Here is a 20,781-nt window from a genome sequence, read left to right as displayed (position 1 = left end):
TCTGAGCACGTTTGGTGGCAATGGCGGAGGGGTTCCACACGTACCCATCTCGAACACGACCGTTAAGCCCTCCAGCGCCGATGGTACTTGGACCGCAGGGTCCTGGGAGAGTAGGACGTCGCCAAGCGGATGTTCCCTGATAGCTCAGTCGGTAGAGCACTCGACTGTTAATCGAGTTGTCACAGGTTCGAGTCCTGTTCGGGGAGCCATTTGCTCTCATAGCTCAGTAGGTAGAGTGCATCCATGGTAAGGATGAGGTCACCGGTTCGATCCCGGTTGAGAGCTCCACTATCTTTGCTTTGTGTAGTAAACATATGGCCCGTTGGTCAAGGGGTTAAGACACCTCCCTTTCACGGAGGTAACAGGGGTTCGAATCCCCTACGGGTCACCACTTTAATTACAAGCATCACTAGGGATGAGAATCCCTTGGGGCTTGAGATGAACACTGTCCTACATATGGAGGCTTAGCTCAGCTGGGAGAGCATCTGCCTTACAAGCAGAGGGTCAGCGGTTCGATCCCGTTAGCCTCCACCATTTGAAATTTTATTGGGGATTAGCCAAGCGGTAAGGCAACGGACTTTGACTCCGTCATTCATAGGTTCGAATCCTATATCCCCAGCCATTGTACGAGCCATTAGCTCAGTTGGTAGAGCACCTGACTTTTAATCAGGGTGTCGAAGGTTCGAGTCCTTCATGGCTCACTTTTCTAAAAAAATGCGCGTGTGGCGGAATTGGCAGACGCACTAGACTTAGGATCTAGCGTCTTCGGATGTGGGGGTTCAAGTCCCTCCACGCGCACCATAGTTATGCGGACGTGGCTCAGCGGTAGAGCATCGCCTTGCCAAGGCGAGGGTCGCGGGTTCGATTCCCGTCGTCCGCTCCATAAATATGCGCCCTTAGCTCAGCTGGATAGAGCGTTTGACTACGAATCAAAAGGTCGGGAGTTCGAATCTCTCAGGGCGTGCCACTTTAACTTAACACATCATTAACGGGACGTAGCTCAGCTTGGTAGAGCACCTGGTTTGGGACCAGGGGGTCGCATGTTCGAATCGTGTCGTCCCGACCATAATGATGCGGGTGTAGTTCAATGGTAGAACTCCAGCCTTCCAAGCTGGTAGCGTGGGTTCGATTCCCATCACCCGCTCCATAAATAAACAACACTGCCAATAGGCAGTTTTTTGTTTTCTATGGGCTATTTTTTTTGTTTTCTGTAGATGGAGAGAGAAGCCACAGGGCTTCCGTGAAGGCTCTAAACGGCCCATCCCTAGGCCTTTTGCAGATCCCATAAGGGGATATCATGATTATTTATAATTGATTATGGAAAGCAAGCAACAGGCCAGAACAGTGCCTATCCCCATTCTATAGCTCCTCGTATATAGACAGTTTGACTTCAATCTGGACTTCAACCTGACCGCACTAAATGGAATTGATGTATCTAATTATGCTCTAAACGAATGTTTCAGGGGATTAGGTGGATTTTTTGCTTCTAAAAATCAAGAATCCAGCCTTGAGGGGCATTACCCCTAGTTCTAACGACATGAAATCCATTTAAATCTACATTCCCTCTTTTTCCGCAGAAACTAACTACTATAGATCCATTTAAATTAAGTAGAACTATATTAAATGTGCTTCAATGACTCTTGATTTGGAGACATACACTCCCGTTCCATTACAATATGACTCGTGATATTGATGGGATAAATTAAAGCGACTCCCAACAAGCAGTTGCCTGCCCATTATAGGGTCGTGGGCTGCTCACAAAAAAGACCTGCGCCTTCCACGGCATAGTAGCATAGCAATAGCCCACAATCTATTGAGCGTAGGAGGCATATGGCTTGCTGCCTTCCTTTAAATTAAATACATAAAAAAGCCTGACAGCAAAACATCGCGTTTTCCGTCAGGCTTTTAATTTTAGAGATTTTATTAGTTTACGCTTTGGCAGAAATTCCATTTAAAATGAGCTGTATCGTATCCCGAATTTCCTTGTCCTCATCCCAAGACTGGTCGGGAAAGATAACAAAACGGGAAATGAACAGTCCAATCATGGCCGAAGCACTGAATCGCAGCAGGGAAGGAGCAGGCATTTCGATGATCTGTCCCTTACTTTTGAAATGCTCCACGATTTCGGCGAATCTGTGGAAGACTTTGTTGCCGATATGTTTCTTGAATTCCTCCTGCAGCACGGGCTGGAACGGGATTTCCTGCAGCAAAATTTTAATGAGCTTAAGATGCTTGCGGGCAAAATTCAAGCGATTGACTGCAACCGCATAAAGAAATTCCTCGATCGTAGGGTAGTCTGACTCCAGCACTTCTTTGAAATCATTCCACACGAAGGGGGCAATCAGCCTGCTCATCATCGGAGATACGATGGAGAGGAGCAGGTCTTTCTTGGTTTTATAGTGGCGAAAGATCGTTCCTTCCGCAACCCCCGCTTTCTGAGCAATTTCGCTGGTTGAGGAAGCTGCATATCCTTTCTCTGCAAAAACTTCGACAGCCGCCTGAATAATTTTAATTTGTTTATCGGTGAGTTTAGCTTCATCTATTTTGATGATTTCCTGAATCCATTGTTCTATCTGATCTTGTTGGGACATCTGGTATATCCTCCTGAAAAACCACTGAGTTTATTATCGCCTCTTCATACTACCTAATTTTATCATAAGCTCATTCGGAATGTTATATTTTGCGATGCTTCCGCAAAGCGGTAATATTTAATGTAATGAATAATAGGGAAAATCCAATTAGCACCATGACGTCCCCCGCAATCGCGTTCCAGCCCATCCCTCGAATCATGACGTCACTTAAGGCATGCGTCCCGTAGGTTAGCGGCATGATAATGCCAAGCTTCTGCAGCCAGACGGGCAGAGTATCAAGCGGGAATAGGCCCGACAAGAAGAGCTGTGGAACGATAATTAATGGAATAAACTGAATCATTTGCAGTTCATTATTGGCGTAGGCGGATAGGAGGGTGCCAAGTGTTAGTGCGGTCATCGACAGCAGCAGCGTCAGTAGAAGCACGTAAGCAAAGGAGCCGGTCATCAGAATACCGAGTACTTTGATACAGAACCAGGAAATTAATAATGCCTGTATGATCGTAAATATGCCGAATCCTCCGATATAGCCAAGGACAAGCTCCCAGCGGCGAAGAGGTGTCGATAGCAGGCGCTCCAGCGTGCCTGTCGTGCGTTCCCGGAGGAAGGAGACCCCTGAAATGAGGAAAACGAAAAAGAAGATGAAAAATCCAATCAGAACCGGTCCAAATTGATCGATCGGCGTCATGTTCTCCGAACCGTGCAGATACGTTATATTCAAGCTACTCGCAGACGTCTCGGAATGTGGCTGTTCACCTGATTTTTGCAGCAGCATGATGACGGCTTTATTGACGGAAGGCTCACTGCCCTCCAGCTTGACCTGAAGGCTTGCATGGTCTATTGACACGATAGCATCGATGCTCCGGTCCTCGAGCGCCTGCTCAGCTGCATCACTGCTCCCATAATTGATGACGTGAGCCTGCTGCTCTTTCATTTGATCGATAAGCTGGCTTGGGGCATTCACAACCCCAATATTCGGTTCATAATCCGAACCATGAAAGACGAGGTTCATTAAAGTCAGTACGAAGAGGGGAGCGAGGAAGAGAAGAGCGAGCGTTCTTTTGTCCCGCCGGAATTGTCTTAAAATTCGCAGGATGATAGCCCATACTCTCATAACTGAACACCTCCGTAATAAATAAAGGCTTCCTCGATAGAAGATTTACCCGATCTCTCTATCAGTGCTGCCGGCGTATCGACGGCAATCAAGCGTCCTTCCCGAATCATGCCGAGACGGCCGCATTTATCCGCTTCATCCATCACATGCGTGGTCAGAATAATCGTCGTCCCCTTGGTGTTTAAGGCCTTCAGCTCGGTCCAGATTGTTTGACGCAGCAAGGGGTCAATTCCTACCGTCGGCTCATCCAAAATGAGCAGGGGAGGCTCATGCAGCAGGGCAATGGCCAGGGAGAGCCTGCGTTTCATGCCCCCGGAGTATTGTATCACCTTCTTATGGAGATGATCCTGCAGCGAGACGATGTCCATAACCGCGGAAATTCGCTGTTTACGCCGTGCCCCCTTTAAGCCGTACAAGGCAGCGTAGAAATCAAGGTTCTCCAGGGCGCTGAGATCAGTATACAAAGCGTCGGATTGTGCCATATAGCCGATTTTTGATAAAATATCGAGGCGCGGCATAGGCGTGCCGAATGCTTCAATGAATCCGGACGTCGCCTGTTCGATCCCTGTGAGCAGCTTGACCAGCGTCGTCTTGCCTGAACCTGACGGGCCAAGGAGACCGAAGGTTTCCGAGGGAAATACTTCAAGCGAAATATGCTCTAGGACGCTTTTCTTGCCAAACTGCTTCGAGGCATCGGTAACTCGAATTACAGGGCTATTCTGAGCCATAATTAATTCTCCTTTTAAAGAGTAATGAGTGAGTACTCACTCCGTATTATAATTCTAAAAAGAAACAAAGTAAATTCATCAGCGGCAGAAATTGCTAGAAGATTAAACCAGGCAGAATATTGCTGTAAAGTGTCACTTTCTCCGAATAATACTATTGCATTTCATTACTTCACCGTGATAAGGTAAGTATTGGATTCTAGAATGTGTAATTTAAGTGATTACGGTTGCGATGCATAAATATAAGTTGTTTTGTGAAAATATCCTATTCGAGTCGTCACATTATGCGTCTGATTGTATAAAAAGCCAGAACAGGCTTGTTGGTGGCGGAATTTTTTTAATGCTACTTTACAATAAAGTGAAGATTTTCAGAACAGTTTATTGTATGATAGTAGGAAGGCTTTAGAAAGACGGAATAGGGATGAAATGGGGGAGAAACATGACTGAATTAACAGTGACCGCAGGCAAAAGCAATTCAAATAACCTGCTTCGGCGCGACATCCGTTTTTTGGGCAATATTCTAGGAGAGGTCCTGGTCCATCAGGGCGGCAACGAGCTCTTGGATATTGTCGAGAAGATTCGTGAAGCCAGTAAGTCGCTGCGGGCTGTATTTTTACCGGAATTGCATGAAGAGTTTAAAGATATGATTAATTCTCTTGAACCCGACATTCGTCACCAAGTTATCCGTGCGTTCGCGATTTATTTTCAATTGGTCAACATTGCGGAGCAAAACCATCGAATTCGCCGGAGAAGAGACTTGGAGCGTTCTGCAGGCGAATCGGTTCAATCAGGTTCGATCGAAGCTTCTGTTAAGGATCTGAAGGAACGTGGGTTCAATTATGCGGAAGCGCAGGAAATTCTGGAAGGAATGTCTCTGGAACTAGTAATGACGGCTCACCCGACAGAAGCGATGCGCCGGGCTATCCTGGACATTCACAAGCGGATTGCCGACGATGTCATGCAGTTGGATAATCCAACGCTAACGTTCCGTGAGCGGGAACAGCTTCGCGAGAAACTGCTTAACGAAGTGATTACGCTGTGGCAAACCGATGAACTGCGGGACCGTAAACCAACAGTCATTGATGAAGTACGCAACGGCATGTATTATTTCCATGAAACGCTGTTCCAGGTGCTTCCTGAAGTGTATTTGGAATTAGAGCGATGTCTGAGCAAATACTATCCAGAGCATTTGTGGCATGTGCCGACATATTTGCGTTTTGGTTCCTGGATCGGCGGAGACCGGGACGGCAACCCGTCCGTAACGGCCGATGTGACATGGCAGACGCTGAACATACAGCGCAAGCTCGTTGTGCGTGAATATCAGCGCTGTCTGGCTGAACTGTTCAAGCATCTTAGCTTCAGCACGACGATCGTCGATGTCACAGATGAACTAGAGGCTTCGATTCAAAGAGACCGTCTGCAAGTTACATTGAATAGAACACCGCAATGGTTGAACGAGAAAGAGCCTTACCGGGTCAAGCTCACTTATATGACAGAGAAGCTGCATAATCTGCTGGATGATTCCAAGAAAGGAACTCCGGAGCGTTATTCGGACGTTAAGGAGCTTATCCACGATCTTAAGATCATTGACCGCAGCTTGCGTCACCATTATGCGGATTACGTCGCAGATACGCATATTCAGAAGATTATCCGCCAAGTTGAACTTTTCGGGTTCCATACGGCAACGCTGGACATTCGCCAGCATAGCCAGGAGCACGAGAATGCAATGACGGAAATACTGGCAAACATGAATATCGTGAGCAACTATGCCGAATTGGAGGAAGAAGAGAAAATCAAGCTGCTCGAGGAGCTTCTGAACGATCCTCGCCCTCTAACTTCGCCGTACCAAGAATACAGCGAGAGCACTACGGAGTGCCTGAATGTGTACCGCACGGTATTCCGGGCCCAGCAGGAATTCGGAACCCAGTGCATTACGAGCTATTTGATCAGTATGACGGAAGCGGCAAGCGATATTCTCGAGGTTATGGTCTTCTCCAAAGAGGTAGGTTTGTTCCGTAAGGAAGCGGACGGCACGGTAATCTGTACGCTGCAATCGGTGCCGCTCTTCGAGACGATCGACGACCTTCATAATGCTCCTGGCATTATGCGCAAGCTGTTCAACATGCCGATTTATCGCCAATCGGTAGCGGCGATGAATGACCTGCAGGAAATTATGCTTGGTTATTCCGACAGCAATAAAGACGGTGGCGTCGTGACGGCGAACTGGGAGCTTCGCGTGGCTCTGAAGCAAATTACTGCTGCAGCTAGCGAATTCGGCGTAAGGCTGAAATTCTTCCATGGACGCGGCGGAGCGCTAGGCCGGGGAGGTATGCCGCTGAACCGCAGCATCCTGGTTCAACCGGCAGAGACGATCGGCGGAGGCATTAAGATTACGGAGCAGGGAGAGGTCATATCTTCCCGTTACTCCTTGAAGGGCATCGCTTATCGCAGCCTGGAGCAAGCAACCTCGGCGCTGATTACGGCGGCCATAGATGCGAAGCTGCATCGCGACAATGATGAGAATGAACAAAAATGGGAAGAGATTAGTGCGGTTATTTCTGAAACTTCATTGAGAAAGTATCAGGACTTGGTATTCCGTGAGCCGGATTTCCTGAAATACTTCAAGGAATCTACACCTCTTCTGGAAGTCGGCGAACTGAATATCGGATCCAGACCATCGAAGCGCAAAAATAGCGATCGTTTTGAGGATCTACGTGCTATTCCTTGGGTATTTGCCTGGACGCAGAGCAGATACCTGTTCCCGGCCTGGTATGCGGCTGGAACGGGGTTGTATCAGTTCTATCAGAATAACGAAGAGAATTTGAAAGTGCTGCAAGAAATGTATGAGAATTTCTCCTTTTTCCGTTCGGTCATCGACACGCTTCAATTCGCGATCGTCAAAGCCGATCTGGTCATCGCCCAAGAGTACGCTGCGATGTGCAGAGACGGTGAAGTCAGGGATCGCATTTTCAAGCAAATCGAAGAGGAATTCCATTTGACGAAGGATATGATTCTGAAAATTACGGGGCAAACGGATATTCTGGATCATAATCCGGGACTTCAGGAGTCCATACGCCAGCGTAATCCTTACATCGATCCGCTTAGTTATATGCAGGTACAGCTGCTTAGCGAGCTCCGCGCGATTCGCGAGAAGGATCAGGACGATCCGAATCTGCTGCGCGAAGTACTGCTTACGATTAACGGAATTGCCGCTGGACTTAGAAATACGGGCTGATGATCATATAACGATGCAAAACAACAAGCCGGAAACCTCTGACGAGGGTCCGGCTTGTTTGTGAGTTTACAGATATTTCAAGATTTCGACGAGCCTGATGCTTGAGTTGACGGCATGTCTTGCTTTTTCAGGAGACATGAATTAACATTTGGAATGAAGTGCCGACGGCGAGGATCCTATAGGTTACTATGGGATGCCGATGGCCGGACAGGCAGGGTGAAAAATTGAAGCCCGTCCATGGATCTGGGGGAAATTCAATGGTAGATCATTTTGATGTGAGATTAGTGAAGCTAGCCCGCCAAGGGGATCAGGAAGCTTTTGCCGACCTTGTTGATGTATATAAGGATAAGATATTTCATCTGGCCTACCGCATGCTGTCGAACCGCCACGAGGCGGAGGACATTGTGCAGGAGACTTTTTTGCGTGTATATAAAAATTGGGAGCGCTACGACGAGAAGCAGAAATTCTCAACTTGGCTGTATCGGATAGCCACCAATTTATGCATAGACAGGCTCCGGAAGCGCAAGCCGAATTATTACCTTGATGCGGAGATGAACGACCAGGAAGGTCTGGACGGATATACGCTGATTCCGGGAGATGAACGAACGCCCGAAAGCGAATACTTGCTGACAGAGACGCAGCAGACCATTCATTACGCAATCGAAGGTTTGCCGGCGAAATACAAATCGGTTGTTATATTAAGGTACTTGCAGGAGCTGTCGCTTAGCGAAATTAGTGATGTGCTGGATATGCCGGTAACCACAGTCAAGACGCGGCTTCACCGCGGACGGGAATTTTTGCGCAAAAAACTGCAGCATAAGGTTCTATAACCTTTTACCGAGTGTAGGAAATATTTAGTTTCTTGAAACGTATTGCTAAGCGCAACGTATTGTATGTTAGGACGACTATACGCACCGTAAGTTGCTCCGGTTTCGCATAGATTTTACTGAAAGGACTGGCTGATATGGATTGCAAACAAGCCACCTCATTGATGCATGAGTATTTAGATGACGAGTTGTTTGGGGAAGAGGCCTTGTCACTCCAGAGGCATCTTCAGGAATGTCCATCCTGCCAGATGCATTTTAAGGAACTAGAGCAGGCGGAATTGATGCTGTTTGCCACAATCAAGCGCTCTTCATTCTCCGCTTCCGACGAGCTGGTAGACCGGATCATGAAGTCCATTCCCAGCCAACAGAAACAACGGGCTTGGCTCCAATGGATCAAGAGACACCCTGCATTAACGGCAGCGGCGATGTTTTTGCTAGTGATGCTGTTTAGCACCATTTCTCTATGGAATAGCGATGATCAGCTTATTGTGAAAGGGAAAGATCTGGATCATGTCGTGATCAACGGAAGGACTGTAACAGTGCCCAACGGCTCCAAAGTAGCCGGCAACCTGACGGTAGAGAACGGTACGGCGGAAATCTACGGCGAGGTGGAAGGCAACCTCACAGTCATCGATGGATCGTACTACCAGGCTTCAACCGCCAAAATTTTGGGAGAGGTCAGAAGTATCGATCAGGCGCTGGACTGGCTCTGGTACAGGATCACGAATACTTTTACGGAAGTCGCCTATAGGTAATGAAATATCAGGCAATTTATCGGCGCCTCCCTTCTTTGGGAACAAGGCGCTTTTTATTTTTGTGCTTAGAGGAAATTTTTGCATGCATAGGCGAAAGGTGCTATTTCTCTGCGGCACTTGCATCTGGATTGTGAACGTTATAACCTAGAGTTTAAGGGGAATATATAGAGACAAGCGAATTCACCGATTTGATGCATCTACATAATGTTTCTCTGTTGGCGATCGAGTTGACGGAGAGATAACCGGGGGTTGCACCATGAACTATTTTGCAAATTTAACATGGCAGGATACCATTAAAGATATCATCGATATATTAATCGTTACTTATATCATCTATCACCTTATTCTGTTAGTGCGGGGCACGCGCGCCGTTCAACTGCTTAAGGGAATTCTGTTTCTCGTCGTCATTTGGGCCGTGAGTACCTGGTTCGATTTGTACACGCTCAAATGGCTCATGAACCAGATGTTTACCTTTGGGGTGCTTGCCATATTTATTATATTTCAGCCGGAGCTCAGACGGGCGCTGGAGCAGTTAGGCCGCGGTAAATTATTCGGCAGAAGCACAGCCGATGAAGAGGAGTTCGGGAAGGAAGTCAGCGAGATTATTAAGGCCATTAATTATTTATCTCGTAGAAAAATTGGCGCGCTCATCGTATTTGAACGGGATACCGGGTTAAACGAGTATACGGAATCAGGCATTCCGATTCAATCTGTGATCACCTCCCAGCTGCTTATAAATATTTTCATTCCCAATACCCCGCTTCATGACGGGGCCGTAATCGTGCAGGGTCGTAAGATTGCTGCTGCGGCTTGTTATTTGCCGTTGTCGGAGAATCCATTCATTAGCAAGGAGCTCGGGACACGGCACCGGGCAGCGATCGGGATCAGCGAGGTTGGGGATGCCATCTCGATTATTGTCTCGGAGGAGACGGGACAAATTTCCCTGGCGATTGATGGTCAGGTTGTTCGGGATATCAATGAAGAGTCGTTGATTTCCAAGCTGTATGAAGAATTGGGGCCTAACTCGAAGCCGGCCGAGAAGCGTGCGCCTTTCTGGAAGAGGAAGGAGGGCGGGAACAATGGATAAATGGCTAAGCCATAACAATGTAGCTAAGGTAATCGCTCTTATCGTCAGCATCATTCTCTGGGCCATGGTGCATTTGGACAGCGGGACGCCCGTAGCGCCAACGCCTGTTGTCAATACAAAGGTCATACCTAACGTCAAAATCCAAATCGTCGGCTTTGACAGCGATAATTATGTGCTCTCCGGCCTGGAGACCGACAAGGTCAGGCTGGAAGTACGGGGAAAACGCACGGATATTACGACTAATTTCTCCGATTATAAGGTTAAGCTGGATTTGAGCGATGTGGGGCCGGGTACGTCGTCCCAGCCGCTGATTCACGAGCTGCCGCCGGGTGTTTCACTAGTCTCCATGAGCCCTTCCATTGTTAAAGTATCCATCGAAGCGAAGCAAACGAAAGACATCGCCGTGAATATTGTAACGAAGGGACAGCCTGCCCAAGGAATGCAGCTAGGCAGTCCGATCGTAGCAGGCTCCGGCGTAGTTCAAGTGACTCTGCCTGAGAGTGAATTAGCGGAGCTGGCGCGGGTGCAGGGAATCATGGATATTAGCGGCATTACTGAACCGGTCAAAGGAAAAACTGTGAAGCTGGTCGCATATGATAAGCATGGGCAGGAAATGAGGAACGCTGTAATCGTACCTTCATCCGTGGAGGTCGACATCCCGATCACGAAGCTGTACAAGAGCGTTCCGCTTGAGGTGCGGGAAGTCGGGCAACTGCCGGATGGGCTGGTTGTAGCAAGCGTGGAAAGCGACGTAAAAGGCGTAGCTATATATGGGTCTAAAGAAGTACTGGAAGGCATTTCCTCATACTCCGTTGCGGTGGATTTAAGCCAATTCAAAGGAACTAATCAAACTAGGTATACGGTGGACTTGACTCCGCCCGAAGGTTCTGAGAAAATCGAGCCTAGCTCCGTTACGGTTACCGTCAAAGTGGAGCCGCCGGATCAAAGACAGATCAGCGGCATTCCGATTACCCTCAAGCAGGATAATTCAAATTTGGCAGCAAACATTCTCGATCCGGCAGAGAAGAAGATGTCTCTGACGGTTGTGGGCGCCAAGGAGGTTATCGATAAGCTGAAGCCGGAGGATATCAAGATTACCGCGGATTTATCTGGCCTTGGGCCGGGGACGCACATGGTTCCCGTTGTCGTCGCGCTGCCGCTGCACTTGGGTCTGGCCGAAAGCGATCAATCCAGGCAAATCAGTGTGGAGCTTGTAGAGAAGGCTGAGCCGACGGTCACGGAGCCGGAAGAGGAACAGGATTCGAATTCAGCCAACGATTCGGATGCCGCCAACCTACCGCAGGAGAATGCAGGAGGAAGCGGGAACAATGTTGGCGGGGAACAGAAGCAGTAAGTCTGCCGTAAAATAGCGATAGCGGCATCAAATTTAATCTCACATAACGAATAAGGAGTGAAATCATGGGAAAGTATTTTGGAACGGATGGAGTACGTGGAGTTGCAAATAAGGAACTGACCGCAGAATTGGCATACAAGATCGGTCGCTGCGGAGGGTATGTCCTGGCAGGCCAGGCTCCGAAACCCAAAGTAGTGATCGGGATGGATACCCGGATCTCCGGCGTCATGCTGGAATCAGCGCTTGTAGCGGGACTATTGTCTATCGGAGCAGACGTTGTTCGCCTGGGAGTCGTCTCGACACCGGCAGTCGCCTTTTTGACTCAGAAGCTGGGGGCGGACGCGGGCGTCATGATTTCCGCTTCACATAATCCGGTTGAGGATAACGGTATTAAATTTTTTGGTAGCGATGGATTCAAGCTGTCGGACGAAACGGAATTGCAAATTGAAGAGCTGATGGACAAAGAGGTAGACGAGCTACCGCGTCCGATCGGCAAAGATCTCGGCAGCGTAACGATAGATACGGATTCTAAACTGAAGTATTTGGAGTTTTTGAAAACGACAATTTCTTCTTCTTTCAAAGGCCTTAAGGTCGTGCTGGATTGCGCGAACGGGGCGGCCTACGAGCTTGCGCCGCGTTTGTTCAAAGAATTGGGCGCAGAGGTGCATACGATCGGGGCGGAGCCTAATGGACTTAACATCAACGAGCAGTGTGGGTCTACGCATCCGGAGGAGTTGAAGAAAGAGGTTGTGCGCCTGGGCGCAGATATCGGCCTTGCCTTCGACGGCGATGCGGATCGGTTGATCGCGATTGACGGGAACGGAGAAGAAGTGGATGGCGACTATATTTTGTGCATTTGCGGCGATGCGATGAACCGGGCCGGCAAATTGAAGGACAACACGGTCGTGACTACGGTAATGAGCAATTTCGGATTCTATAAGGCAGCCAAGAAGCTGGGATTAAATACGGCTCAGACCGCGGTCGGTGACCGTTATGTCATGGCGGAAATGCGCCGCGGCGGGTATAAGCTGGGCGGAGAGCAATCCGGCCATGTGATTTTCCTTGATTACAGCACTACAGGGGATGGCATTCTGACCGCGATTCAACTGGTCGATACCCTGGTTGCTTCCGGAAAATCCCTTAGCGAGCTCAGACAGGTCATGAAGCAGTATCCTCAAGTCCTGGTTAACGTTCGGGTACAGGATAAGAGCAAATACGAAGGCAACGAAGCGATCGGCAAAGCCGTTGCTGCAGTTGAGAGCCATTTGTCCGACAATGGACGAGTGTTAGTCCGGCCTTCGGGAACAGAGTCATTGATCCGCGTTATGGCAGAGGGTCCCGATAAAGCGGAGCTCGAGCAGCTTGTATCGCAAATCGTATCGGTTGTCGAGGCGGAGCTGGTATAACTCTGCTTGTTTACAAGGGACTATTTACGTAATTTATAACATGAAGCCGCTGGGACGGGTGACACCTGTTTCAGCGGCTTTTTTTACGGGTATAGAGCTGTGCGGGAAAGGATCAGGCCATGAAAAGAAAGGGGGCAGTGAAGCCCAGGACGAGATGATTATTGCCAAATGGTTTGCAGTTGCATATAATTAAGCATATTCAAAAAAAGAAAGCGAGGGTTGTGAGGTTACCTAGCAGTTTAAGCGCCAGAGCTTCATTCGCGCGAAGCTATGATCTCGTAGTATGTATAAAGTTATCCGTGTGATGCATCCCGTGTCCGTGGATATCAGGTAATGCTAACTTTTTACGAGACTGAGTTCGGCAATCGAAGCTGACGAGGTGGAGGTGTTCGAAATATTCGGCGGGGACCTCCCGGTATTTCATCCATACCGTGACCGAGGAAGTCAAAAGGAATGGGCGACTGTTCTGACAAGCTTCCCGGAAGGATGCTGGAGAGTAATGATACGTGTTCATGAATGTGCAAAGAGAAAGATGCGGGAGAACCGCAGTGTGCGGAGAGAAGCGGACATTCATGAAAATGCCTGGATAATTTCAGACTTTTCTAATTTGTTTTCATATATTTAATTTTTGACAATTGAATATCTGTCTCTGTGTACTGCGGTGTAATTCTTCCGTTTCCTTTCATTTCGAGCACATTAAATTCTGAAATGATGAAACGGAGGATATATAAATATGTGTGGGATTGTTGGATATATTGGGAAGAGAGACACGCAAACCGTATTGATCGAGGGACTGAAGAAGCTGGAGTACCGTGGGTACGATTCCGCAGGCATCGCCGTATTTACACCGGAGGGTCTGCAAATTGCCAAGTCGATCGGCCGTCTGGCCAACCTGGAATCGAAGCTGGAGGATACGCCGCTTGTAGGTACGGCCGGCATCGGACATACACGTTGGGCTACTCATGGCAAGCCGTCGGATGTGAACTCGCATCCGCATACCGATCACAGCCAGAAGTTCTCCGTTGTGCATAACGGGATCGTGGAGAACTATTTAGAGCTGAAGGAAGAACTGATCAGCCAAGGGTATGTGTTTGTTTCCGAGACAGATACGGAAGTCATTTCCCATTTGGTCGCTCGCGAGTATGAAGGAGACATCGTCAAGGCGGTTCAGAAGGCCATCACCTATATGCGCGGTGCTTTTGCGCTTGGGGTGCTGACGGAATATGAACCGAACAAGCTTGTCGCTGTACGTCAGGCGAGCCCGCTGATTATTGGGCTGGGTGAAGGGGAGAACTTCATCGGCTCAGACATTCCTGCCATTTTGAATTACACGCGCAAAATATATATTTTGAATGACGGTGAGATGGCGGTTCTGACCGAAGATGCTGTCGAATTGATGACCATTGAGGGGAACTTTATTTCTCGGGAAATGATTTCTGTCGATTGGGATGCGGTGACCGCAGAAAAAGGCGGCTTCGATCATTTCATGCTGAAGGAAATCCATGAGCAGCCTAAGGCCTACCGTGACACGATGAGAGGCCGGATCAGCGAAAATGGAAGTAAGGTTGTCTTCCCTGATTTGAAGCTGACAGAGGAGAAAATACGCAGCCTCAGCAGCATTCACATCGTAGCCTGCGGTACGGCATACAATGCCGGACTTGTTGGCGGAGCGGCCATTGAGCAGTTGGTTCGCATTCCGGTGATGAACGACGTGGCATCCGAATACCGCTATCGCTCGCCGCTGATTACGCCGGACACGCTTGTCATCGTTGTCAGCCAATCCGGTGAAACGGCGGATACGCTGGCTGCGCTGCGTGAAGCCCATGCGAACGGTGCTCATGTGCTTGCAGTTACGAACGTGGTCGGCAGCTCGATCGCGCGCGATGCGGACGATGTTATCGCCACGCTGGCCGGACCGGAGATCGCTGTTGCTTCGACGAAAGCTTATACCTCGCAGTTGATCGCGTTCTACCTGCTTGGATTGTACATGGCTCAGGTGCGCGGCACACAAAGCGAGGAGGAGATCGCCCATGTCATCGCGGCGATGCAGTCCCTGCCTGAGCAGGTAGAGAGCATGCTGGAGAAGGCTGACGCGGTGAAGGCTTATGCCGAGCAAATTGCGGATCACGAGCATCTGTTCTTTATCGGACGCGGTCTGGATTACTCCGTCGTACAAGAAGGTTCACTGAAGCTGAAGGAGATTTCCTATATCCATTCCGAAGCTTATGCAGCCGGCGAACTGAAGCACGGTACGCTTGCATTGATCGAGGAAGGCATTCCGGTCATTGCCCTGGTCACCCAAGACAATGTGCTTGAGAAGACCGTCAGCAACATCAAGGAAGTGAAGGCGCGCGGCGGGGATGTCATGGCCATCACCCATGAGGAGCATGTTGCAGACTTGCTGAAGTCTGTCGATCAAGCGCTCTCCATTCCGAAGACGCTGCCGATGCTTACCCCGGCGCTGTCCGTTGTTCCTCTGCAACTGCTTGCTTATTACGCTGCCCTGGCTCGAGGCAACGACGTCGACAAGCCGCGCAACTTGGCGAAGAGTGTGACGGTGGAGTAGGGGAGTTAGGGATGGGAATATGATTGTCTGGTGATAAAAAAGTCGTGAACCAGTAAAAGATGTCATGAACCAGTAAAAAAAGTTGTGAACCAATAAAAGATGTCGTGAACTGAAATGCAAGGTGAATGACTTTTCATCTAGAAGGGAGCCCGTGGGATTGATTCGGGCTCCTTTTAATCTTTACGAATAAATGTACAAGGGATTTTACGATTGGTGGTGAAATTATTGAGTGACATTGGACATAGAATAAAATGTATCCGCAAAGAGAACAATTTAAACCAAATTCAGTTTGCAAAAGGTATAGGCATTTCTCAAGGAAACCTGAGTGAAATTGAAAAGGGAAATATTAATCCTTCTGCAGAAACGCTTATCTCAATCAGAACACATTATAATGTAAACCTAAACTGGTTATTAACCGGTGTGGCTGCAGAAGATGGGACAATATATGAAGATGAGTTCGAGAAAAGGCTGATTGATGGTTTTAGAAATCTTGATGATTATGATAAGAACGAAATAATTGAATTTATACGAGTGAAAATAAATTTAAGATCAATATAGTTGTTCTGAAAAAATAGTGTAATAGACTGAAAACAGCGAATTTTGCGAAGAGAAACTGTAGCTCAATCCTGGTGTTCATCCGATAATGCCGGTTCAGTGCGAGTTGTATACTGACAACTGCCAACTGGGCAGCGATGGCGCAACTGGTCTACCGATTTACTGATAATTATCCTATTAATGGGGTCTTAGTGGCTCTTTACAAGACGTAGTTTTCAATAACTTAAGGTTTTCAAAGCCTCAGACCCATCATTGACTCTTTAGAATAAAATGTTGTTCAAAACAGCTTTGTGCTCGGATTTTTTACGAATCTTGGAGGGATGCAAATTGGCGACAAAGGTATATGTATCATTGAACGGAGTTGTTAAAGAAGCTGTGGGTCCACAGCCGAGAGAAGCACTGTTATTTGCCTCTTCTAAGAAAAGTGCGGCGCAGGTTATACTTGAGCAGCGTGCAATCCGACGGAGAAACAGTCAATTGATTAAAGAACGACTTGAAGAAGCGTTTAGAAGATAGTTAAGGGGAGATTTTGAAGTCATATTTCAGTAATTGAATATGAAGGATATAGCAAAAAATGCCCTTCTAAAGACAATAAGTTAATGAAAAAGAAAGCTATATAGAAAATGATACCGACTGTAAAACAAATTTTTGTAATCATTATTGATAACGTCCCAGAGTTAAGCGAGTGTCTTTTTGGAAATTGAGCTTCTCCAGAATCAATTGCATGCCTTCTTATAAATATAAAAGATCTTTGTTATGTATAGTTAATGTTTGCTCATTGATTTAGGGAGAAAGAAGTATATTTTCTACTATATTGGAGAATATTTATGAAAGGAAGAATAGAACAGGGGGTGGGCAAGCCATGGGTTATTCTGAAATCTATGATCTTCATATTAACCTTCTAAGAACCTATACTATACATAAAAAATGCGACTCTCCATTTCAGAGGGAAATTAACCATTTTACTTCTCAATTAAGATTTGCTGAAGATACGCCTCAGAGAATATTTGTTTTGAATCAGATCATTAAAATTTATGAGAAAGAAAGAAACTACATGATTAAGTGGTGTCAGGACAGATATTCTCTTAAAGCAAACTCACAGGATGGGATTATTTAATGACGCGGTCGTTGTTACGATCGACATGCAGGATGAAACGGCACCGCTCGAAGTTCATGGCCGAGTTATCATCGAAAGCGAAGTATCTCACTTGTCATCACTTTAAGGGACCTATTCATGAACTGTGAAGATTTATCCAACGGTGTTCTTCAACGATTTCGAAAACAATACTTTATTGTAGTGAATCAATCATCTAATCTACAATAACAGAGGGTGCAATCCTAATGGATGCACCCTCTGTTATTGTAAATCGCCATTCAGATTAACCAGAAAGCCGCAAAAGAAATAGGTCTTTGAAACAATCGGGCTTTTAGTTTTTGAACATTTCCAGATAAATCAACGTGAACAGTTAGCCGCCAGCGTTGTTGGCAACACTAATATGAAACGAGGCTGGGTGGTACATGATCATACAAAATGAAGTAGGGGTGGGCTTTAAATGAAGCAAAGGCTAGGGATACTTGAGGGTATTTTGATAAAAGCCACTACTGTTATGTTATTTGGTTTTGGTGTAGGGATGATTAGTACTCGTGATTGGATAACAGCAATTGAGGCAATTGGTATTGGTACGTTAATGTTAGCGATTTACTTAATGGGCAGAAAGATAGATGGATTCATGAAGGATGATGATGAGCCTTAAGAAGTTGTCTGCGCCGGTTGCATCAAAGGTACATATTTAAAGATTAGTGGGGAGGGTCTATCATAAAATATCTAAAATACAATAAATGAATAAAATATCGTATTTAGGATATAACTGTGATATAAGATCTATGAAGGAGTTGTTCTATCGTAATGAATAAACATTTGCTGAGCAATGGATATGCGAGAGTGACCGCGAGAGGCATTATTTTCAAGAGTGCTAGATTTACATGCTCAAAAGCAATCAGAGATCAGTGGTTTGAAAAGGCTGCGTTTGAGAAAGAGTGGCGGGTAAAGATTATATATACTCTCAACAAGGAATTGTCAGCAATTTATATAGTTGCAAGTAATGGCGACTTGGAAAAGTGTAATCGAATAGATGATAGCAAGAGACCTTCGGACATTAAACTTCAACTTTACTTTCAGAACATTCAAAAACTCAAAGCATTTAGGAACATGCAAAATAACGATGCGTATATTATAAACCGAGATAAGAAAAAGGCGGGGAGATGGAAGAATTAATTGAAGATGTCGAACAAATCATCAATGTATACAGCCTTAGCATTGAAAGAGAAAAAAGGTACTATAATTACCCTTTCAAAAGTAATCTGGATCATCACTACAAACTAATGAATTAGAGATTTGGATATTCTATCTGGAGAAAATCTTGAGTTACAAAGAACATAGATGGGGACCAGTAGAGCCAAGTAGGAGTAAGGAGTTTATTAGTAGGAGTAAAATCGAGAGGAACGGCGTATCAGGGTTTGTGACTCTATATACTCTTGACGCGATGTTTACCTATATGGAGTATTTAGAGAGCAGAGTTGAATAACTGGAAGCACTTTTGAATAGAGGGAGGTTGTTCATGCCCCCCCTAGTTAATAGTTCCTTTTTGCAATGGTTCTACCGATGAACACCGTTTCTACGATGGCTGTAAAAAGGTGTAAATGAATCATTAGAATGGAGATAGAACGATGATTTTTAAGATTACTGAAGAGATGCTTCAAAAAATACAAGATTGGGATTCATGCAAACCTGTTGATGTTACAGGCGCTAAATTCACTTATACTTTCGTTCCCACTGGACTGGGGTTATTCATCAATGTGCAGTGTGATATATGCAAAAGGGTTCTGAATCTAACAGAAGACTGGTGATGAGCTGGCATTGCCTTAAAACAGCAAAGAATCCTGATCGGAATTAGGCGGTTCTTCTATAACTCCACAAGCATCTGCGTTGCTTCTGGTAAGAATGGCTTCAATAACGGTGGCGATCAGTTTCTTATCTTTAGGGACAATTTCACTATCATCTACAGATAGTGGAATTCCAGAGTTTAATAATTTAAGGAGATCCCATGTCAATCCTTTCACAAAAGAATAGTCAGTTGCAGGCATTAAGGAGATTTGCCCGAATGGGTCCCGAAAATGTGGTTCGGGAAAATCGCTTAATCCAAGCAAATAGTCTGCCGAAACCTCAAAGGCATTAGCTAATGCGGTAATTTGCCTTGGGTCTGGATTACCTTTATTTCGTTCCCAATTTGAAATAACGTGTTTGGTTGTGTTAATTCTCCTGGCGAGTTCTTCTTGAGTCCAGCCTCTAGATATACGTGAGGTTTTAATTCTTTCTCCTAATATTAACATAAGTACCCCTACCCCTAATTAGTTTATTGAATACAAAACTGAACAGTAAAGTGAATACTTTATTTCATGGTAACATACTGCATTTTAGTTGTAAATTACTCGACTAAATGGTGTTGACAAGTTGAGTAATTATCGCTTATCATCAAAGTCAATTATAAATTGATTAATATATTTCAAATGTAAATTTAGAATCTACTGTAATGGAGAGGAAATGTTCATGTCGAAAAGACGTCGGCGCACAACAGCAGCAACAATTGAAAGGTGGATTAAGGAAGGGCGTGGTAAGGGGGATTTTGCAGAATATAAGCCTTGGTTAACCATCCATGATGTTCCATCCCATGGGGTTGTAACGAGAGTTCGGGGATGGAAGAGTGGGCGATTACACCATTATCTGTCCGAACATTATGAATTAGCTCATCATTACCAAATGGAGTGGGCTATGGACGTTGTTGATATCAGAGAGCAATACCCTTTGTTGCCATTGGAAAAAACAATGTTCATTGCTCAAAATCTAGGCATCAGACATCCAATTGATCCGAAGACCAAGCATCCCATTGTAATGACCACTGACATGCTATTGACAGTAAGATCAGGTGAAGAACTTAGGTTTATAGCTCATTCTATAAAGCCATCGGCAAAATTAAATCGAAGGGTATTAGACAAGCTCCAAATAGAGAAGTATTACTTCAAAGATCTGGATATAGAATGGCGGCTGATTACAGAAAATCAAATCAACTATGATTTGGTTAAAAACGTGGAATGGTTGCATTCGGCCAAGGTTTTAGATGAGACGGCATATCTAACCAATGAACTGGTTTATGAATTGGAACCTGTACTATACGAATGGATTGTTAATATAGACAAGCCCTTGGCTAAAATCACTTTGGATCTTGATGCAAAGATGGATTTACTAATGGGGACTAGCATGAATGTTGTCCGATATCTGATCGCTAATCGATTATGGGAAGTTGATATGAATCGTCGCATTCTTCCTACACAAAAACGATTAGAAATACAAGCGAATCATTTTAAAAACTGGAGGGCTGGCCATAAATAATCGTATTAGCATCTCTAGAAAATGACGAGGCTATATTGTTTTAGAGAAATAAATAAAGGAAAGTCAGGCGATTCAAGCGATCAAAATAGTTCAAACAATATCTGATTTAAGCGTGATTAATA

At 46.0% G+C, this 20,781-nt stretch carries 17 protein-coding genes, 11 tRNA genes and 1 rRNA gene; 25 read left to right on the top strand and 4 right to left on the bottom strand.

The window, feature by feature from the left end:
• Window positions 1-10 precede the first annotated feature (10 nt).
• The 12 genes from rrf to GNP95_RS17450 all read left to right on the top strand — a co-directional run bounded on the left by rrf (window position 11) and on the right by GNP95_RS17450 (window position 1,147).
• A 5S ribosomal RNA gene (rrf, locus tag GNP95_RS17505) occupies window positions 11-127 on the top strand.
• A gap of 6 nt (window positions 128-133) precedes the next feature.
• Window positions 134-209 (top strand) — tRNA-Asn (locus GNP95_RS17500).
• A gap of 3 nt (window positions 210-212) precedes the next feature.
• Window positions 213-288 (top strand) — tRNA-Thr (locus GNP95_RS17495).
• Window positions 289-316: 28 nt separating this feature from the next.
• A tRNA-Glu gene (locus GNP95_RS17490) sits at window positions 317-391 on the top strand.
• Window positions 392-458: 67 nt separating this feature from the next.
• Window positions 459-534, top strand: a tRNA-Val gene (locus tag GNP95_RS17485).
• Between the two features lie 13 nt (window positions 535-547).
• Window positions 548-622 (top strand) — tRNA-Gln (locus GNP95_RS17480).
• A gap of 6 nt (window positions 623-628) precedes the next feature.
• Window positions 629-701, top strand: a tRNA-Lys gene (locus GNP95_RS17475).
• Window positions 702-716: 15 nt separating this feature from the next.
• Window positions 717-801 (top strand) — tRNA-Leu (locus GNP95_RS17470).
• Window positions 802-808: 7 nt separating this feature from the next.
• Window positions 809-883 (top strand) — tRNA-Gly (locus GNP95_RS17465).
• A 7-nt stretch (window positions 884-890) separates the two neighbouring features.
• A tRNA-Arg gene (locus GNP95_RS17460) sits at window positions 891-967 on the top strand.
• Window positions 968-989: 22 nt separating this feature from the next.
• Window positions 990-1,066: transfer RNA gene (locus GNP95_RS17455), tRNA-Pro, on the top strand.
• A 7-nt stretch (window positions 1,067-1,073) separates the two neighbouring features.
• Window positions 1,074-1,147 (top strand) — tRNA-Gly (locus tag GNP95_RS17450).
• Between the two features lie 781 nt (window positions 1,148-1,928).
• Here the strand turns inward: GNP95_RS17450 and GNP95_RS17445 are convergent.
• From GNP95_RS17445 to GNP95_RS17435, 3 genes are all read right to left on the bottom strand, one after another.
• On the bottom strand, window positions 1,929-2,591 hold the full coding sequence (locus tag GNP95_RS17445) for a TetR/AcrR family transcriptional regulator (protein ID WP_155612139.1): 663 nt from the start codon (window positions 2,589-2,591) through the stop codon (window positions 1,929-1,931).
• A gap of 82 nt (window positions 2,592-2,673) precedes the next feature.
• Window positions 2,674-3,702 carry an ABC transporter permease gene (locus tag GNP95_RS17440; RefSeq protein WP_155612138.1) on the bottom strand — a complete coding sequence of 343 codons (1,029 nt, stop codon included), beginning with the start codon at window positions 3,700-3,702 and terminating at the stop codon, window positions 2,674-2,676.
• Window positions 3,699-4,430 (bottom strand): ABC transporter ATP-binding protein, encoded by a 732-nt coding sequence (locus GNP95_RS17435; RefSeq protein WP_155612137.1) that lies wholly within the window; start codon window positions 4,428-4,430, stop codon window positions 3,699-3,701. Before GNP95_RS17435 ends, GNP95_RS17440 begins: the two co-directional genes overlap by 4 nt.
• Before the next feature lie 436 nt (window positions 4,431-4,866).
• Between GNP95_RS17435 and ppc the strand changes: the two genes are divergently transcribed.
• The 12 genes from ppc to GNP95_RS17375 all read left to right on the top strand — a co-directional run bounded on the left by ppc (window position 4,867) and on the right by GNP95_RS17375 (window position 18,487).
• Window positions 4,867-7,662 carry a phosphoenolpyruvate carboxylase gene (gene ppc, locus GNP95_RS17430; RefSeq protein ID WP_155612136.1) on the top strand — a complete coding sequence of 932 codons (2,796 nt, stop codon included), beginning with the start codon at window positions 4,867-4,869 and terminating at the stop codon, window positions 7,660-7,662.
• Window positions 7,663-7,919: 257 nt separating this feature from the next.
• Window positions 7,920-8,492, top strand: coding sequence for an RNA polymerase sigma factor SigW (gene sigW / locus GNP95_RS17425; RefSeq protein ID WP_155612135.1), 573 nt, complete (start codon window positions 7,920-7,922; stop codon window positions 8,490-8,492).
• Window positions 8,493-8,626: 134 nt separating this feature from the next.
• On the top strand, window positions 8,627-9,244 hold the full coding sequence (locus GNP95_RS17420) for a zf-HC2 domain-containing protein (protein WP_155612134.1): 618 nt from the start codon (window positions 8,627-8,629) through the stop codon (window positions 9,242-9,244).
• A 256-nt stretch (window positions 9,245-9,500) separates the two neighbouring features.
• A complete protein-coding gene (cdaA, locus tag GNP95_RS17415) occupies window positions 9,501-10,331 on the top strand; it encodes a diadenylate cyclase CdaA (RefSeq protein WP_155612133.1) in 831 nt (276 codons plus the stop codon).
• Complete coding sequence (locus tag GNP95_RS17410; protein WP_155612132.1) at window positions 10,324-11,685, top strand: CdaR family protein; 1,362 nt, start codon at window positions 10,324-10,326, stop codon at window positions 11,683-11,685. The genes cdaA and GNP95_RS17410 overlap by 8 nt, the downstream gene beginning before the upstream one ends.
• Before the next feature lie 65 nt (window positions 11,686-11,750).
• The gene (gene glmM / locus GNP95_RS17405) at window positions 11,751-13,091 is read left to right on the top strand and encodes a phosphoglucosamine mutase (protein ID WP_155612131.1); all 1,341 of its coding nucleotides are present in this window, start codon (window positions 11,751-11,753) and stop codon (window positions 13,089-13,091) included.
• A 40-nt stretch (window positions 13,092-13,131) separates the two neighbouring features.
• Window positions 13,132-13,284: a hypothetical protein gene (locus tag GNP95_RS17400; protein WP_155612130.1), complete on the top strand. Its 153-nt coding sequence runs from the start codon at window positions 13,132-13,134 to the stop codon at window positions 13,282-13,284.
• 540 nt (window positions 13,285-13,824) lie between these two features.
• Entirely contained in the window at window positions 13,825-15,657 is a 1,833-nt protein-coding gene (glmS, locus tag GNP95_RS17395) for a glutamine--fructose-6-phosphate transaminase (isomerizing) (RefSeq protein ID WP_155612129.1), read from the top strand.
• 225 nt (window positions 15,658-15,882) lie between these two features.
• Entirely contained in the window at window positions 15,883-16,215 is a 333-nt protein-coding gene (locus tag GNP95_RS17390) for a helix-turn-helix domain-containing protein (RefSeq protein ID WP_196427226.1), read from the top strand.
• A 324-nt stretch (window positions 16,216-16,539) separates the two neighbouring features.
• Window positions 16,540-16,728, top strand: coding sequence for a hypothetical protein (locus GNP95_RS17385; RefSeq protein WP_155612127.1), 189 nt, complete (start codon window positions 16,540-16,542; stop codon window positions 16,726-16,728).
• A 1,037-nt stretch (window positions 16,729-17,765) separates the two neighbouring features.
• The gene (locus GNP95_RS17380) at window positions 17,766-17,966 is read left to right on the top strand and encodes a hypothetical protein (RefSeq protein ID WP_155612126.1); all 201 of its coding nucleotides are present in this window, start codon (window positions 17,766-17,768) and stop codon (window positions 17,964-17,966) included.
• Between the two features lie 152 nt (window positions 17,967-18,118).
• On the top strand, window positions 18,119-18,487 hold the full coding sequence (locus GNP95_RS17375) for a hypothetical protein (RefSeq protein WP_155612125.1): 369 nt from the start codon (window positions 18,119-18,121) through the stop codon (window positions 18,485-18,487).
• Between the two features lie 647 nt (window positions 18,488-19,134).
• On the opposite strand, the gene GNP95_RS17370 is transcribed toward GNP95_RS17375, so the two are convergent.
• A complete protein-coding gene (locus tag GNP95_RS17370; protein WP_155612124.1) occupies window positions 19,135-19,602 on the bottom strand; it encodes a helix-turn-helix domain-containing protein in 468 nt (155 codons plus the stop codon).
• 217 nt (window positions 19,603-19,819) lie between these two features.
• Here GNP95_RS17370 and GNP95_RS17365 point away from each other — a divergent pair, with 217 nt between their 5' ends.
• Window positions 19,820-20,659, top strand: a complete 840-nt coding sequence (locus GNP95_RS17365; protein ID WP_196427225.1) for a TnsA endonuclease N-terminal domain-containing protein — start codon at window positions 19,820-19,822, stop codon at window positions 20,657-20,659.
• The last annotated feature ends 122 nt before the right edge of the window (window positions 20,660-20,781 follow it).

The sequence above is a fragment of the Paenibacillus woosongensis genome, from assembly GCF_009725165.1.
In the GTDB taxonomy this organism is placed as follows: Bacteria; Bacillota; Bacilli; order Paenibacillales; family Paenibacillaceae; genus Fontibacillus; species Fontibacillus woosongensis.
This window is presented reverse-complemented; position numbering and strand designations above follow the sequence as displayed.

What these genes read in the sequence shown, in the direction of transcription:
- GNP95_RS17445 (WP_155612139.1), bottom strand. Translation starts at nt 2,591, where the DNA reads ATGTCCCAACAAGATCAGATAGAACAATGGATTCAGGAAATCATCAAA.
- GNP95_RS17440 (WP_155612138.1), bottom strand. Translation starts at nt 3,702, where the DNA reads ATGAGAGTATGGGCTATCATCCTGCGAATTTTAAGACAATTCCGGCGG.
- GNP95_RS17435 (WP_155612137.1), bottom strand. Translation starts at nt 4,430, where the DNA reads ATGGCTCAGAATAGCCCTGTAATTCGAGTTACCGATGCCTCGAAGCAG.
- ppc (WP_155612136.1), top strand. Translation starts at nt 4,867, where the DNA reads ATGACTGAATTAACAGTGACCGCAGGCAAAAGCAATTCAAATAACCTG.
- sigW (WP_155612135.1), top strand. Translation starts at nt 7,920, where the DNA reads ATGGTAGATCATTTTGATGTGAGATTAGTGAAGCTAGCCCGCCAAGGG.
- GNP95_RS17420 (WP_155612134.1), top strand. Translation starts at nt 8,627, where the DNA reads ATGGATTGCAAACAAGCCACCTCATTGATGCATGAGTATTTAGATGAC.
- cdaA (WP_155612133.1), top strand. Translation starts at nt 9,501, where the DNA reads ATGAACTATTTTGCAAATTTAACATGGCAGGATACCATTAAAGATATC.
- GNP95_RS17410 (WP_155612132.1), top strand. Translation starts at nt 10,324, where the DNA reads ATGGATAAATGGCTAAGCCATAACAATGTAGCTAAGGTAATCGCTCTT.
- glmM (WP_155612131.1), top strand. Translation starts at nt 11,751, where the DNA reads ATGGGAAAGTATTTTGGAACGGATGGAGTACGTGGAGTTGCAAATAAG.
- GNP95_RS17400 (WP_155612130.1), top strand. Translation starts at nt 13,132, where the DNA reads ATGAAGCCGCTGGGACGGGTGACACCTGTTTCAGCGGCTTTTTTTACG.
- glmS (WP_155612129.1), top strand. Translation starts at nt 13,825, where the DNA reads ATGTGTGGGATTGTTGGATATATTGGGAAGAGAGACACGCAAACCGTA.
- GNP95_RS17380 (WP_155612126.1), top strand. Translation starts at nt 17,766, where the DNA reads ATGAAGCAAAGGCTAGGGATACTTGAGGGTATTTTGATAAAAGCCACT.
- GNP95_RS17375 (WP_155612125.1), top strand. Translation starts at nt 18,119, where the DNA reads ATGAATAAACATTTGCTGAGCAATGGATATGCGAGAGTGACCGCGAGA.
- GNP95_RS17370 (WP_155612124.1), bottom strand. Translation starts at nt 19,602, where the DNA reads ATGTTAATATTAGGAGAAAGAATTAAAACCTCACGTATATCTAGAGGC.
- GNP95_RS17365 (WP_196427225.1), top strand. Translation starts at nt 19,820, where the DNA reads ATGTCGAAAAGACGTCGGCGCACAACAGCAGCAACAATTGAAAGGTGG.